At 68.6% G+C, this 13,852-nt stretch carries 13 protein-coding genes and 1 pseudogene; 6 read left to right on the plus strand and 8 right to left on the minus strand.

Annotated elements, in window-relative coordinates; all coding sequences use genetic code 11:
* The first annotated feature begins 542 nt into the window (after window positions 1-542).
* Window positions 543-2,033: a group II intron reverse transcriptase/maturase gene (gene ltrA, locus ACWEO7_RS04240; RefSeq protein WP_452420872.1), complete on the plus strand. Its 1,491-nt coding sequence runs from the start codon at window positions 543-545 to the stop codon at window positions 2,031-2,033.
* A 6-nt stretch (window positions 2,034-2,039) separates the two neighbouring features.
* Here ltrA and ACWEO7_RS04245 read toward each other — a convergent pair.
* A pseudogene (locus ACWEO7_RS04245) lies at window positions 2,040-2,408 on the minus strand (transposase); the annotation flags it as partial.
* Here ACWEO7_RS04245 and ACWEO7_RS04250 point away from each other — a divergent pair.
* The gene (locus tag ACWEO7_RS04250; protein ID WP_452420645.1) at window positions 2,358-2,726 is read left to right on the plus strand and encodes a winged helix-turn-helix transcriptional regulator; all 369 of its coding nucleotides are present in this window, start codon (window positions 2,358-2,360) and stop codon (window positions 2,724-2,726) included. The pseudogene ACWEO7_RS04245 and the gene ACWEO7_RS04250 overlap by 51 nt on opposite strands.
* A gap of 62 nt (window positions 2,727-2,788) precedes the next feature.
* On the opposite strand, the gene ACWEO7_RS04255 is transcribed toward ACWEO7_RS04250, so the two are convergent.
* The gene (locus ACWEO7_RS04255; protein ID WP_452420647.1) at window positions 2,789-3,205 is read right to left on the minus strand and encodes a nuclear transport factor 2 family protein; all 417 of its coding nucleotides are present in this window, start codon (window positions 3,203-3,205) and stop codon (window positions 2,789-2,791) included.
* Window positions 3,206-3,428: 223 nt separating this feature from the next.
* Between ACWEO7_RS04255 and ACWEO7_RS04260 the strand changes: the two genes are divergently transcribed.
* Both ACWEO7_RS04260 and ACWEO7_RS04265 read left to right on the plus strand, forming a co-directional pair.
* Window positions 3,429-5,000 carry an HD domain-containing phosphohydrolase gene (locus ACWEO7_RS04260; RefSeq protein WP_452420649.1) on the plus strand — a complete coding sequence of 524 codons (1,572 nt, stop codon included), beginning with the start codon at window positions 3,429-3,431 and terminating at the stop codon, window positions 4,998-5,000.
* Between the two features lie 26 nt (window positions 5,001-5,026).
* The gene (locus ACWEO7_RS04265; protein ID WP_452420651.1) at window positions 5,027-5,833 is read left to right on the plus strand and encodes an AfsR/SARP family transcriptional regulator; all 807 of its coding nucleotides are present in this window, start codon (window positions 5,027-5,029) and stop codon (window positions 5,831-5,833) included.
* On the opposite strand, the gene ACWEO7_RS04270 is transcribed toward ACWEO7_RS04265, so the two are convergent.
* Genes ACWEO7_RS04270 through ACWEO7_RS04280 form a run of 3 tightly spaced genes read right to left on the minus strand, consistent with a single transcriptional unit; the run spans window position 5,802 to window position 7,805 of the window.
* Window positions 5,802-6,284: a TetR/AcrR family transcriptional regulator gene (locus tag ACWEO7_RS04270; protein WP_452420653.1), complete on the minus strand. Its 483-nt coding sequence runs from the start codon at window positions 6,282-6,284 to the stop codon at window positions 5,802-5,804. The two genes, ACWEO7_RS04265 and ACWEO7_RS04270, sit on opposite strands and share 32 nt — an antisense overlap.
* A 58-nt stretch (window positions 6,285-6,342) precedes the next feature.
* Window positions 6,343-7,314: a purine-cytosine permease family protein gene (locus ACWEO7_RS04275; protein WP_452420874.1), complete on the minus strand. Its 972-nt coding sequence runs from the start codon at window positions 7,312-7,314 to the stop codon at window positions 6,343-6,345.
* Window positions 7,315-7,337: 23 nt separating this feature from the next.
* Complete coding sequence (locus tag ACWEO7_RS04280; protein ID WP_452420655.1) at window positions 7,338-7,805, minus strand: cytosine permease; 468 nt, start codon at window positions 7,803-7,805, stop codon at window positions 7,338-7,340.
* 107 nt (window positions 7,806-7,912) lie between these two features.
* Here ACWEO7_RS04280 and ACWEO7_RS04285 point away from each other — a divergent pair, with 107 nt between their 5' ends.
* On the plus strand, window positions 7,913-9,505 hold the full coding sequence (locus ACWEO7_RS04285) for a PucR family transcriptional regulator (RefSeq protein ID WP_452420657.1): 1,593 nt from the start codon (window positions 7,913-7,915) through the stop codon (window positions 9,503-9,505).
* A gap of 25 nt (window positions 9,506-9,530) precedes the next feature.
* On the opposite strand, the gene ACWEO7_RS04290 is transcribed toward ACWEO7_RS04285, so the two are convergent.
* The 3 genes from ACWEO7_RS04290 to ACWEO7_RS04300 are packed head-to-tail and all read right to left on the minus strand — an operon-like array spanning window position 9,531 to window position 12,137.
* Entirely contained in the window at window positions 9,531-10,394 is an 864-nt protein-coding gene (locus ACWEO7_RS04290) for a polysaccharide deacetylase family protein (protein WP_452420658.1), read from the minus strand.
* A complete protein-coding gene (locus ACWEO7_RS04295) occupies window positions 10,391-11,512 on the minus strand; it encodes an oxidoreductase (protein ID WP_452420660.1) in 1,122 nt (373 codons plus the stop codon). Before ACWEO7_RS04295 ends, ACWEO7_RS04290 begins: the two co-directional genes overlap by 4 nt.
* Entirely contained in the window at window positions 11,499-12,137 is a 639-nt protein-coding gene (locus ACWEO7_RS04300; protein WP_452420662.1) for a DUF1989 domain-containing protein, read from the minus strand. Before ACWEO7_RS04300 ends, ACWEO7_RS04295 begins: the two co-directional genes overlap by 14 nt.
* Before the next feature lie 163 nt (window positions 12,138-12,300).
* Between ACWEO7_RS04300 and ACWEO7_RS04305 the strand changes: the two genes are divergently transcribed.
* Window positions 12,301-13,629, plus strand: a complete 1,329-nt coding sequence (locus ACWEO7_RS04305; protein WP_452420663.1) for an amidase family protein — start codon at window positions 12,301-12,303, stop codon at window positions 13,627-13,629.
* The last annotated feature ends 223 nt before the right edge of the window (window positions 13,630-13,852 follow it).

Consider the following 13,852-nt stretch of genomic DNA (forward strand, 5'->3'; position numbering starts at 1 on the left):
ACAACGCCGGGACGTGGCCAGTACTGCCAGATGGTGCGGTTCCGGCAAGCGGGATGAAGAGGAGTACGCGAGGAACCAGCGTCGTTACGTCCCTCCATGGGCCACCTGCTCGAACCTGGCGGATCTGGGCAGGACGCGGTGCGCACCCGCTGCTTTCGGGTGGGCGGGGAACTCCTTGATCGGTTTACCGAAGCCGGTCGGGAGGCCACGAGGAAGGTCTACGGCGTACTCGTGGCGATGCCGCAGGGACACAGTTGGGCTCCTACTTCGTCGAGCGAAACACAGTGAACACAGGAACCACCCGATCAGAGTCCTCGGTGGCGCGCTATCCTGTTGCGTGGCTTGGGGATAGACGCACCGACCCTCGAACGAGTCGGGTGGGGCGGAGCCGCCGTAGTAGTCCGAGGCCGGGAAAGTCGGTCACATGGCCCAGGGCGGCAGCGGTTTCGAGAAAGGCGGAGACTGTAATGCCGAAAGATGCGCCACCGAACGGTGACGCCGCGCCGGTGGACCCTGCGGGGCCGCGCCGGCGGGTATCGGAGATGCAGGCCAAGCTTCACCGTTGGGCGGCGGCCGATCCCGGCCGCCGGTTCGATGACCTGTTCAATTTCGTGCACGATCCGGCGACGCTGATCGTGGCGTTCGACCGGGTCGCGGGCAACCACGGAGCCCGCACTCCCGGCGTCGACGGCATGACCGTCACCGATGTCGAGGAACAAATCGGGGTTCGGGGGTGCCTGGATGACCTACGGGCCAGTCTCAAGGAGGGTTCGTTTCGGCCACTTCCGGTGCGGGAACGTAAGATCCCCAAACCGGGTGGATCTGGGAAGGTTCGTCGCCTCGGAATTCCGACGGTGACCGATCGGGTTGTTCAGGCCGCGCTCAAACTGGTGCTGGAACCGATTTTCGAGGCCGATTTCGAACCGGTCTCCTACGGGTTCCGGCCGAACCGGCGGGCCCAGGATGCGATCGCCGAGATCCACTACTACGGCACCCGCGGTTACCGCTGGGTGCTGGATGCGGATATCGAGGCGTGTTTCGCCCGGATCGACCACGCGGCCCTGATGGACCGGGTTCGGTTGCGGGTCAGGGACAAACGCGTCCTGGCGCTGGTCAAGGCGTTCCTGAAAGCCGGGATTCTCACCGAGCTCGGCGAGAACCAGGACACCATGACCGGCACCCCGCAGGGCGGCATCCTCTCGCCACTGTTGGCCAACATCGCGCTAAGCGTGCTCGATGAGCAGGTGATGGCGCCGTGGAAGCCGGGCGGGACGATGGCCAGTGAGGCCAAGCGGGCATACCGTCGCCGAAAAGGAGCGCCGACGTGGCGGCTGGTCCGCTACGCGGACGACTTCGTCGTGCTGGTCCATGGGACCAAGGACGATACCGAGGTGATGCGTGAACAGGTCGAGAAGGTGCTTTCGCCACTGGGACTTCGGCTTTCACCAGAGAAGACCACAGTGCGGCACCTGTCGGACGGGGTCGATTTCTTGGGATTCCACATCCAGTGGCGTCGCAAGCATGGCACGGACAAGTGGTTCGTCTACACCTTCATCGGTGACCGGCCCACCCGGTCGCTGAAGGCGAAAGTTCGTGCCTTGACCCATCGGCTGTCGCAGCAGGGTCTGGATTACGTGATCATGCGGCTCAACCAGATTCTGCGTGGCTGGTCCAACTATTTCAAGCATGCCGTGGCCAAGGACCGGTTCACCGCGCTGGCGCACTTTGTCTGGCAGCGGGTGATCCGGATGCTGCAAACCCGGCATCGCTGGGGTTGGAACGATATTCGCCGCCGTTACACCACCCACACCGGGCGGTGGTTGCCGATCACGGCAGCGGATGGGACCGCGTTGTTCGATATGGCCAGCACAACGGTTACCCGTTACCGCTGGCGCGGCCACGCAACCAGCTTGACGGGGAGAAACCGTGGAGAGCCCGTTGCGTCGAGAGTTGCACGGCGGGTTCGGCGAGAGGTCCGGGGAAACGGAGCAGGAGCAATCCCGCCACCGCGCCCCGGGCCTACTCAGCGGTAGCCCTGGCTATCCGAGCAGGATGCGATGTCGGAGCAGGGGGAAGCCTGCGCGGCCGTACATTTGGCGTTTGATCAGCTTCGTCTTCGTGTTCACGCCCTCGGTAGGTCCGCTGCTGTAGGGCAGGGTCAGCCCGGCGACGACGGCGTCGTGGTCCTGGTCGAGGCCGGTGAGGAACGGTTCGAGCTCGATGAGGCCAGCCTCTCGAACCTGCTTGATCCAGGCGTCGATCTCGGCGCCGCGTCGTTCGGTCATCAGCTGCGCGAACTCGCGAACCAAATCGGCCAAGGCGGTCATCTCGGGGCAGGCGGCCAGCAGATCATCCAGGTGAGAGCGTCGTCCGTCGGGCAGGTTGTCCGCACCGGTGGCAAGAACCTGCTCTACCGGTACATCAACCAGGGTCGCCTCGAGGGCGACCGGATCACACCGTCGCCACGGCGGGTGACCCGCTGGATTCTGACCCGCCTGCGCATCGCGGTCGAGGGCATCAGCCACAAGATGCTCACCCAGAATCTGCGCATGCTCGAACGCAATGGTCTGGTCGAACGCTGTGTGCATCCGACGGTGCCCCCGCGCGTGGAGTACACCCTGACCGAGTCGGGGCAGGCCCTGCGGGTGATCATCGGCAGAATGTGCGAGTGGACCCAGCGCTACCTGGGTGAAATCGAAGCTTCCCGAAGGCGTTTCGGCGCCTGAGCGTAGCGCGTTCGCGGGCTTGTGGGCGGCCCCCGGCACGACGGACGGGGGCCGCCGGTGTGTCACGACAGGGCCGCGACCATGGTGCCGGTGTCGGCGACCGTCTCGAACGAGATCGGCGCACCGTCGGCGAAGCGCCAGTGGTGGGTGAACCTGGCGCGCATCGCCCGGCCGGTGGTGCGCGAGACCGCGGTGTAGTGGCCCGTCGCGAACACTCGGTCGGCGACGCCGACTACTTCGTCGGGCAGTACCCGCAATTGGTCCCAGACCACGGTCATTCGGGTGAAGATGTCGGCCACACCGGAGTGCCCCACATAGATTCCCCCGTAGGGCAGGCCGGGTGGCACGGTCCAGACGATGGCAGGGCTGAACGCGGCGATGAGGGCATCGACGCGGCCCTCGGCCAACAGGGCGTACAAACTGGATATCAATGCGCTCTCCGGTGTCCCCGGCTTGGTGGATGCGGTGGTGTCGGTCATGAAACTTGTCCTCCTGCAAGATGTTTGCGATTGCGACTATCGGCACTCGGGCTCGACCCCGCATCGGCCGAACAGCCTACGGAATCGGGAGGTGGGGCCGATGGCACCTGGATGCCCGCCATCGAGTGCGAGATGGTCGGGAAGGTTCGGTAGGTCGTTCGGCCGATGACGAAGGCCTGCGGGATCGAGATCATCGAGCCGACGAGCAATCGGGAGGACACGTATGGGATTCGAATCCGCGGAACGGCCGCCGCGCACCGAGGAGCCGCCGCTGCGGGTCGCGGAGGTGCTTGCGGCGCTGTCGCTCACCACGGATCTGGCCGCGGGCATGACCTTCGAGAAGGGTTTGCGCGCGTGCGCGGTGGCGACCAGGTTCGCGCAGGACCTGCCCGGCAGTGATCCCATCATGCGCCGCACCGTCTTCGAGACGGCGCTGCTGCGGTCGGTCGGATGCACCTCGTACGCGCCCGAACTGGCTGCGCTGTTCGGCGACGACGTGGCGGTGCAGGCCGCGCTCAAGACGCTCGACCCGGGGGACGACGCGGTGCTCGCCGGACAGCTGGCCGGATTCGGCGCGTGGGCCGGAGCCGATGCGCCCAGGCTGGCACGGACCCTGGTCGAGGCGTTCCCCACCGTCGGGGTCGAGGCGATGCGTAATGGCTGCGAAACCAGCCGGGCCCTGGGATCGGGACTCGGCCTGCGCCCGGACTCGCTGGATGCCCTGGACCACGTCTACGAGCGCTGGGACGGGCTCGGCATCCCGGACGGGACCGCGGGACAACACATCTCACTCGCGGCCCGGATCGTTCACCTCGCCGAGCAGGCGGTACTGGCCCATGCGGTGGACGGAATCTCCGCTGCCACGACCGAAGTGCGCCGCCGCAGCGGCGGACAGCTGGATCCGGAACTGGCCGCGGAGTTCCTGCGCGACCCAACCGGCGCGCTGGCACCCCTCGACGATCGGGACGCCTTCGCCACGGTCCTGGACACCGAGCCGACACCGCACCACACCCTGCCGTACGGCTGGCTCCCGCAGCTGTGCGCGGTCCTGGCCCGCGTCGTGGACCTGAAGTCCCCGTGGCTGCTCGGCCACAGCGAGCACGTGGCCGCGCTGGCCGAACAGGCCGCCCGGCTGTCGGGCCTCGACGCGGCCGCCGCCCGCCGATTGCGGTGTGCCGGACTGCTGCACGACCTGGGCCGGGTGGGCGTGTCCAGCAGCGTGTGGGACAAGCCGGGGCCGCTGGGCGTCGCCGAGCGTGAACGCGTGCGCATGCACACCTATTGGACTCAACGCATCCTGGCCCGCGTCCCGGCCCTGGCCGCGCTGGCCCCCATCGCCTCCGCCCACCACGAACGGGTGGACGGCGGCGGATACCACCGCGGCGACTCCTCCGCCACGCTGTCGCTCGACGCCCGAATCCTCGCCGCCGCCGACACTTTCGCGGCCCTCACCGAACCGCGTCCGCACCGCCCGGCGTACCCGGTTCACGCCGCCGCCGAGATCCTCATGCGCGAAGCCGAGAACGGGGCGCTGGACGAACAGGCCGCGGCGGCGGTGGTGGAGGCGGCGGGACGACCCCGCCCGCCGACCGTGCTGCCCGCGGGCCTGACCGGTCGCGAGGTGCAGGTGTTGCGCCTGGCCGCACGTGGCCTGCGCAATCGCGAAATCGGTGAGCGACTGGAGATTTCGGACCGGACCGTGGGCCACCATCTGGCGCACATCTATCACAAGACGGGTCGGCGCACCCGCGCGGGCGTGGCGGTCTACGCCATGGAACACGGCCTCCTGCCGTGAACCACGAGCGAACAGGGAGTCCGCGGATGTCCGATGCACCATTGCGCCTGGCACTGCTCGGCCCCGTCGAGACGCGACTCGACGGCATCCGGTCGCCCCTGCGGCGGCCGAAAGCCCAAGCGCTGCTGGTCATGCTCGCTGGTCACGATCATCGCGTGGTCGCCAATGACCAGCTTATCGACGGCATCTGGGGTATCCACGCGCCCCGGTCCGCGGTGACCGCCCTGCGCAATCTGGTCCTGCACACTCGGCAGCTGCTCGCCACACCCGGCCGGGAGATCGTCACCGCCCCGCATGGCGGCTACCGTCTTGCCGTCGATTGCGAAACCGACACCGCCACAGTGGAATATCATTGGCGGACCGCGGAATACGCCCTGAGCGCCGGGCATCGCGCGGAGGCTGCCCGCGCCATCGATTCCGCCCTGCGGCTGTGGCGCGGCGATCCCCTGGCCGGTGTGCCCGGTCCGTGGGCGGAGGCCGAGCGGGCTCGCTGGCGCGAAATGCAGCGCGGCCTGCGGGAGATGTCCATCGACATCGCCTCCGTCACCGGGGATTCCCAGCGCGCGATCGCCGAGGCGACCGCCCTGCTCGCCCTCCACCCGCACTGCGAGCGAGTCTGCGGCCTGTTGATGGTCGCACTTGCCCGCGCCGGTCGCCGCAGCGACGCCCTGGCCGTCTACCGCGCCATGCGCGGCCGCCTCGGCCGGGAACTCGGCCTCGAACCGACCGCCGCCCTGTCCGACCTGAACTATCGCATCCTCAGCGATGACCCGGTGCTGCCGTCGCACTGGTCGATTCGAGTCAGCGACCCGCTGCCGGTTCCAGGGCGGTGAGCCAGAGATGGGTCAGTGTCCGCGCGGTGTCGTCGAGCGAGGGACCCGATTTCGACGCCGGATAGAAGGCGCGTTCGGTCATCCAGACCAGGGCGGTCGTGATGGCGTGCGCGCCCGTCGGGCCGTCGTCGCCGGGCAGGCCCGCGCGTTCTGTGATAGTCCGGGTGATGTCGCGGATGACGGCGACGGCGCCGTGCCAGCTGTCGCCGACGGCCGGGATCATCGGGGCGAGTTCGACGGCGGCGCGCATGACGCTGCCATGCTCGCGCCACATATCGCGGGTCTGATCAAGGCTGCGGCGCAGGGCCGCTGCCGATTCACCAGTGGCGTCGGCGGCGTGGATCTCGGCGCGCAGGGCGGTCACGGTGCGTTCGACCAGTGCGGCCAGTACCGCGTTCTTCGAGGCGAAATAGCACCTGCCGCCCGCCACGCTGCGGGCGAGTGCGGACACCACCCCGTCCGAGGCCGGGTCCGGCAGGACCCGGCCCGAGGCACCGGGCGGCCCCGATCTACCCGCCACGGACGCCGGGCCCGAGGACCGCGGTCGAGGTCCGGCGTGAGCGCGCACCGAGACTCAGGAGACCGTAGAGGCCACCGGCGACCAGGCTGCCGGACAGCCAGGAGAAGTCGGTGTTGCCCAAGGCTTTCGCTACCGGTCCTTGCATGGCCGAAACGACGCCGTATTGCCACGACCAACCGGCGACCAGCCCGGCGGCGAGGCTTGCCAGGCCGCGGATATTGATCGTGCCGTAGTCCGACGCCGCACCGGTGTAGAGCTCGGGAACCGAGAACGTGTGACGACGGACGAGGAAGTAGTCGATGAGCATGATCGACATCCACGGGCTGATCCACATCAGGATCGACACCATCCAGTTGTCGAAGGCGCGTGCGAAGCTGGACGAATCGACGAACACGGCCAGCACGGCGGAGGCGACCACAGCGGCGACGAGGGTGAGCTTCCAGCGTGCGATCCGGATACCGATAGTCAACGCGGCCAGCGAACAGGAGTACAGGTTGAGGATATTGGTCGCGATCGGGCCGTGCATGATCAGCAGTAGCACCGGGACGGCGAGCACCCCGAAGGTGCCGACGACGAGGGTGGACGGGTCGGCGTTGCCACCGACACTGGCCAGGCAGGCGCCGAGCGCGGCGAGCCAGACCGTCGGCAGGTACATACCGGCCGCCGATGACCAGAACACGGCTTTGCCACTGAGATCCGGTCGCGCGAAGCGACTGTAATCTGCGGCGTAGGGGATCCAGGTCAACCCCCAGCCGACACCGATGGCGGTCATGAGTTGTGTTGCCGCGGTGAGTTTTTCCCCCGGTGTCAGCGATGAGGACAGGGTCCAGTCCACGTGCGACCCGCCGAGCGCCACGACGGTCATCACCACCATGACCGCGACGGTGAGCGGAACGGTGTATTTCTCGAATGTGCGTATCGCGTAGAACCCGTACAGCGCCAGCGCGACCTGAACGATCATGATCACCGCTGCGACAACAATTTTCAATCCGATGTCGCCCCGGATGCCGAGCTGTTCGAGGACGGCGAGCACGGATCGAGAACGACCCACGTGTTCACGCCGACCCAGGCCATCGTCAGCAGACCCTGCACGACGGCCGGGAGCGCGGATCCGGTGCTGCCGAAGGCCGCGCGGCCGAGCACCATTTGGTTGACGGCGGTGCGGTGACCGATGACGTTGAACAGGCCGAACACCGTGCAGCCGAGGAGATTTCCGGCCACGATGACGATCAGGGTGTCGACCAGACCGAGGCCGAGGACGATCCCCAGGGCGCCGAGGACCCAGTTGATGGGTGCGATGTTGGCTCCGCACCAGATCCAGAACAGTTCCCAGGGCGAACAGTCTCGTTCGCCGTCTGGGATGGGGCGGACACCGTGGTCGTCGAAGCGGAGACCGGGGTCGACGAGGTTCGCGGTGGTACTCGTGGTGGCAGGCGGTTGCGGGGATGTCATGTGGTTCCTCTTTCGGAAGTGACTCACCTCATAAGAGCACCGCTGCAAGGGCTCGTGGTATGGACATACATCCACTGCTCGCCGGAGACGTGTGTACATTTCGATAGGTGCTGACCATTAGCAGACTCGTTGCCGATCCCGCGTTGGGTTTGCGGGTGGTGACACCGGATCTCACCGAGCGCCTCACGGCGGAGATCCGGTGGTTGCACACCACCGAGCTGCCCGATCCGTCGCGCTATGTCCGGCCGGGCGAACTGGTCTTGACCAACGGCCTATGGCTGGCGCACGTGCCGGCGGAGTCGTTCGTCGACGCGGTCTCGCGAGCGGGCGCGGTCGGGCTGGTATTCGGGCTGACCGCCGAGACACCGGCCATTCCGCCGGGGCTGGCCGAGGTGTGCCGAGCGCGGGGCCTGCCCCTGATCGAGCTGTGCGTCGGCGTGCCGTTCGCCGCGCTCACCAGCGCCGCCGCGCGCATCCAGCACGAGGTGCTGCAGGCGGAACTGACCGCGACCGTGCATCGCGGGGAAGCGCTGGCCACGGCACTGTCACGAGGTGGTGGCGCGGCGGGCGTGCTCGAAATCCTGCGCGGCGAAACGAATCTGCCGCTGCTGGTCGTCAACCGATCGGGCCGCTGTCTGGCCGCCATCGGCTGCGAGCCGACCGACGATCAGATCCGCGTCGCCGCCGCCGCGCTGCATCGCACGCCGCCGCCGCTCGAGGTCGACGTCCTGGGCTGCGTGCCCTCGCCGCTCTATCTCGTCGAGGGTGCGATGGGGCAGATCGACGCCGGCTTGTACTGTCTCGCGCCGGCCGCGGAGCTGACCGCGGCCGACCGCGAAGCGCTCACCCAGGCCGCCCGCTTCCTCAGCCTTGAAGTGACCAAACAGCAAGCGGTGCAGGCGATCGAGGCACGTTTCGCGGCCGAACTGCTGGAGATGATCCTGTCGGGTCCGCGGCGTGCCGGTGAGGTGAGCAGGCGCCTGCGCGCGTACGGAGTGCCCTCGGACCGGCCGCTGGCCGTATTCGCTCTCGCGCCTGCCCGCGCAGGCGCTCCCGAGGGCAGTGTGCCCGCCGCCGTCGCCGAGGCCGTCGGCGCGATCCTGGCCGCGCACGGAATTCCCGGATTCACCGCCGCGGGAAGCCGGGACGTCGTGGCCCTGTTCCCCTGGGATCGCAGCGCCGCCGAGGTGGCGCGCTTCGCCCGCGAACTGTCCGCGGAAACCGGCAGGCGGGTGCGGCACCCGCGCATCGTCGTGGGAGTGGGGGAGATCGCCGCCGATGCCGCCGCACTGCGGGAACCGCTGGTGCGGGCGCGCGAGATCTGCCACATCCTGCGGTCGAAGGACGGCCCGGACGTGGCCGGCTTCGCCGATATCGCGACCTACCGGATGCTGCTGGGCCTGCTCGACGCTCAGGTGCTGCGCCGTTTCTCCGATCACGTGCTCGGCATCATCCGCGACCACGATGCCCACGCGCACACCGAACTCGAGCACACGCTTCGGACCTTTCTCGCCCACCAGGGCCAGTGGGCGGTCACCGCCGCCGCCCTCCACGTGCACGTCAACACCCTGCGCAATCGCATCGCCCGGATCACCGAGCTGACCGGCCGCGACGTCAACCGGCTCGAGGACCTCGTGGACCTGTTCCTCGCGCTGGAGGCCGAGACGATCGGCCCGGCTCCCCGGGGCGAGACACGGTGACCCGCACTGCGGATCACCGCGCCGCTCACTCCGGGTACACCGCCGGATCCACGTCGTACACCGGCAGCGGCCGTCGTGGTGTCGATGGATCGTCGCGGGCCCAGGCGGCGACGTCGCGGCAACGCGCGAAGGTCACATCCGCACACTCCTGGGCGTAGGCGATGAGGTTGCGCAACGCCCGCGTCCGGCCCGGCCGCCCGGTCAGGAACGGGTGCATGCAGACGTTGAACAGGCAGCGGTAGTGGCGCATCCCCTCGAGCTCTATGCGCCACATCTGCTCCACCTTCAGCGGTGACTCGATGACCGAACCGATCCGCGGTTCCGGCAGGTACGCGTACTGTTCCCAGTCGTCGAGCGACCAATGCACCGGCAGCTCCACCACCGCGCCGTGCGGGCTGTCCACGAGATACGGCCGGTCGTCTCCCATCAGCGACGAGTCGTAGGCCAGCCCGAATTCGGCGACGAGGTCGACGGTTTCGCGGGTGGCACTCCACATCGCGGCGCGATGCCCGGCGATGTCGATGCCCTGTGCCGCGAAGACATTCAGCGCGCGTTCGAAATCGGCGCGTTCACCGCCCGCAGGCATCGACGTCGGCGGGCGGTGGCTGTAGGAGTGGTGCGCGACCTCGTGCTCTCGGTCGGCGATCGATCGTGCCAGGCCCGGCCGTTGTTCGGCCACCCATCCGGGCACGAAGAACGTGGCAGGCACCGACATCTCGTCGAGCAGATCGAGAATGCGCGGCACCCCGACGTCCGGTCCGTACGACTGGTGCGACATCACCATGGGCTGGTCGGCGTATCGCCGGCCCTCCGCCAGGATCGGGGTCTCGGCGTCGACGTCGAATGTCAGCGTCGCCACGGCGGCCGCACCGCGGTGCCACTCGGTCATGTCCGGTCTCGCTCGCGCCAGGCCCGCGCGGTGTCCAAAGTGGCCATGGGATGCAGCATCGCACGGTCGAACGGGTCGAGCGCGATCCCGGCCGCGACGCGGCGCGGCAGGTCCGGATTGGCCAGCGCGCCCTGGCCGAGGGACAGCACGTCGGCATGCCCGCCGATCAGGACGTCGGCGGCCTGGGCCAGGTCGTGCATGCCGCCGTTGGCGATGACCGGGCGGCCGGACACCTCCTTGGCGAGGCGGGTGATGGTGTCGCCGCCGGGGAACCGGGCGGTGTCCAGGAAATTCCTGCCCTCGCTGGCGATGTGCAGATAGGTCGCGTCCGCCAGGGCCGCGAAGACGACCCGCGCGTCGGCCTGCCCGCCGGGCCAGCGGTAGGTGAAGTCGTTGACCTTTGTCTGCGACAGCCGCACACCGACCGGAAACGCCCCGAGTGCGTCCCGGATGGCGTGCAGCACGCGCGCGGTCAACCGGATCCGGTTCCGCACCGGCCCGCCGTACTCGTCGGTCCGCTGATTGGTGTAATCGGTGAGGAATTGGTCGAGCAGATAGCCGTTGGCGGCGTGGATTTCGACTCCGTCGAAACCCGCCGCCCGGGCATTCGCCGCGGCGGCGGCGAACCCGGCGACGACATCGTCGATATCGGCGGCCGTCATTGCCCGGGGGACGTCCCACGGTCCGCCGGGGCCGCCGTAGTCGGGCATCATCTGACCGCGCGGCCGGATCGCCGACGGCGCGATGGTCTCGAAGCCGCGGGCATTGCCCTGCGAGAGGGCACCGGCATGCATCAACTGCGCCACGATCGGTGCCCCGGCCGCGTGCACGGCGTCCACCACCGTCCGCCAACCGGCGACATGTCGGTCGGTGACCAGGCCGGGCTGGTTGAAATACCCCTGGCTGTGGGTGGCGTCGGGGTAGATGCCCTCGGTGATGATCAGTCCGAACCCGCCCACCGCGTAGTCGCGGTAGTACTCGGCCATCTGCGCGGTGGGGGTGCCGTCGGGGTCGGCGGAGACGCGGGTCATCGGCGCGACGGCGAATCGGTTGCGCAAGGCCAGCGTGCCGAGCGTGCACGGCTCGAGTGCCGGGTGGGCCAGGTCAGTGGTCGTCATCGGTGCTCTCCTCGGTGATGGCGGGTAGGACGGTCATGGCCAGCGGGGTCGGTCCGGCGCCGTTGATGACGTTGTGGTCCTGCGGGCAGGCCGAGACCACGACGAGGCAATCCATCTCGGCACGGAAGGTGATCGCGTCGCCGGGCGCGGTAGCGGCGTCGAGCCAGGACAGGTCGCCGCCGGCGGTGACCGGGATACGCATGAAGACGTTGATCGGCTGTGGGATGAACGGCACCCGATGCCCGTGTTCGGCCAGCGCTCGCCGCAGGTTGTCGGCGCAGCTGGCGTGCACCGGATCCCCGTATGCCGCATAGCGCTCCGGATCGCAGGCCGCGATCAGCATGTCGTGCACACCGGGGGAGGTATCGGCCAGATAGCTGAGGATGGGGCGGCGCCGGTTGGTGACGAAGTACTCGCCCAGCGCCGGAAACAACCGGCCGGTGTGGGTACGGGTGTGCGAGGCACTGTGATGCTCGGTGATGTCGTAGGCGTTGTAGGCGAACACATCCCCCACCTGGCCGCCGCAGACGTCGGTGATGCGCAATCGCTCGCCGGATCGCAGGATCACCGACCGGGCTTCTCTGGCGGGTATGGTCACCGGCTCCGGATAGCTCAACGCTGTCATGCCACGAGTCAACAACACGACCCGTACCTCCGACAGTGGATACTCACACATTGTTTCGGGGGCAGTGGTGTATATTCACACATATCTACCAGTAGTGGGTGCCGCGATACCGTAACGACCGACGCGTTTCGTACCGCGATGATCGGAAGCACCCATTCGAACCATGATCAGTGCCATCGCCATGGCCGATGCCCTCGACCGGGGTGAGACGACCTCGGTGCAGCTGATGACGGCCGCCGTCGCCCGTGCCCGGCAGCCGGATGCGGCCGGGGTGATGATCAGCGTCACCGGCGAGCGATCCCGCTACCAGGCCGAGGCCGGCGACCGCCGCCGCCGGCGCGGCTCCCGCCGCAGCCTCTTCGATGGGGTCCCCGTCGCATGGAAGGACCTGTTCGATGTCCAAGGCGCCGTCACGACCTGCGGCTCGGCCGCTCACCGCCACGACCGGCCCGCCGTCGTGGACGCGCACCTGGTCCGGCGGGCGCACGACTGCGGTCTGGTCACCATCGGCAAGACCAACCTCAGCGAATTCGCCTTCTCCGGCCTGGGGATCAACCTGCACTTCGGAACCCCCGCCAATCCGCTCGATCCCCGTCTGGTCCCGGGCGGATCATCGTCCGGATCGGCGGTCGCCGTCGCGACCGGAATCGTTCCCCTCGCCGTCGGCACCGACACCTCGGGATCGGTCCGGGTGCCGGCGGCGTTCTGCGGCATCGTGGGGTATCGCGCCAGTCCCGGCCGGTACGGGCCGCACGACTTCGCACCGCTGTCGGTGACACTCGACAGCGTCGGCGCTTTCGCCACCACCGTCGACGACATCATCGCGCTCGACCGTACGCTGCTGCCACGCCGGGCGTCCCGCCCGGCCGTACCGCCGCGATTTGTCGTCCCCGCGGGGGAATGGTCCGAAGACGCAACGCCCGGCATCCTCGACGACTTCGCCACCGGCGTCACTGCGCTTCGTGCTGCCGGCGCTGATGTCACTGTGCGGCAGGTGAACTCGCTCGCGACCGCGCAGGCTCTGCTCGACCGCAACGGCACGATCGTCGGTGCGGAGGCATACCTGCTGCACCACCACCGGCTGCATTCGACGATGCCGATCGAACCCGCGACCAGGCGCAGGCTCGCCGGCAATGCGCACATCGCCGACACCATCGCGCCCGTCTATGCCGACATGCCCCTGCTGCGTGCGCTTCTCGCGGCCGAACTCGACGGGGCCACGCTCCTGTGCCCCACCGTGCGTCATCCGCCACCGCGCATCGCCGACCTCCGCGCCGACGCCGCCCGCTACGACCGGGCCAATGCCACCTCACTGCGCACCACCATGGTGCTCAGCTACCTCGGCACCTGCGGTATCACCCTGCCGGCACCCGTGGCGGCGGACGGGTTGCGCACCGGAATCCTGCTGTCCGCGCCATCCGGTCACGACGACACCTTGCTCGACCACGCGGCCTGGGCCCAGCGCGTGATCACCGGGCCGGTGTCGCGATAGCCGGCCCACGCCGCAGCCGCAGGCAGATGCTGTGCGGTGTATCCGTTCGACTACCGGTTCAGCGGCGACGCGCGCCGGAGCCTGCGGCCGGACCGAGCGATCGAGTCCGACCTCGCATCCGCACCAGGAATGACTGGACGACACCCCTGAGATCGACGTGGGGCGCTCGGCCTCATCCTCGCGGTGGCATGAGCACCGCGCGGGAGACCGCAGGTGGATGCGG

This window comes from Nocardia sp. NPDC004260 (genome assembly GCF_053603155.1).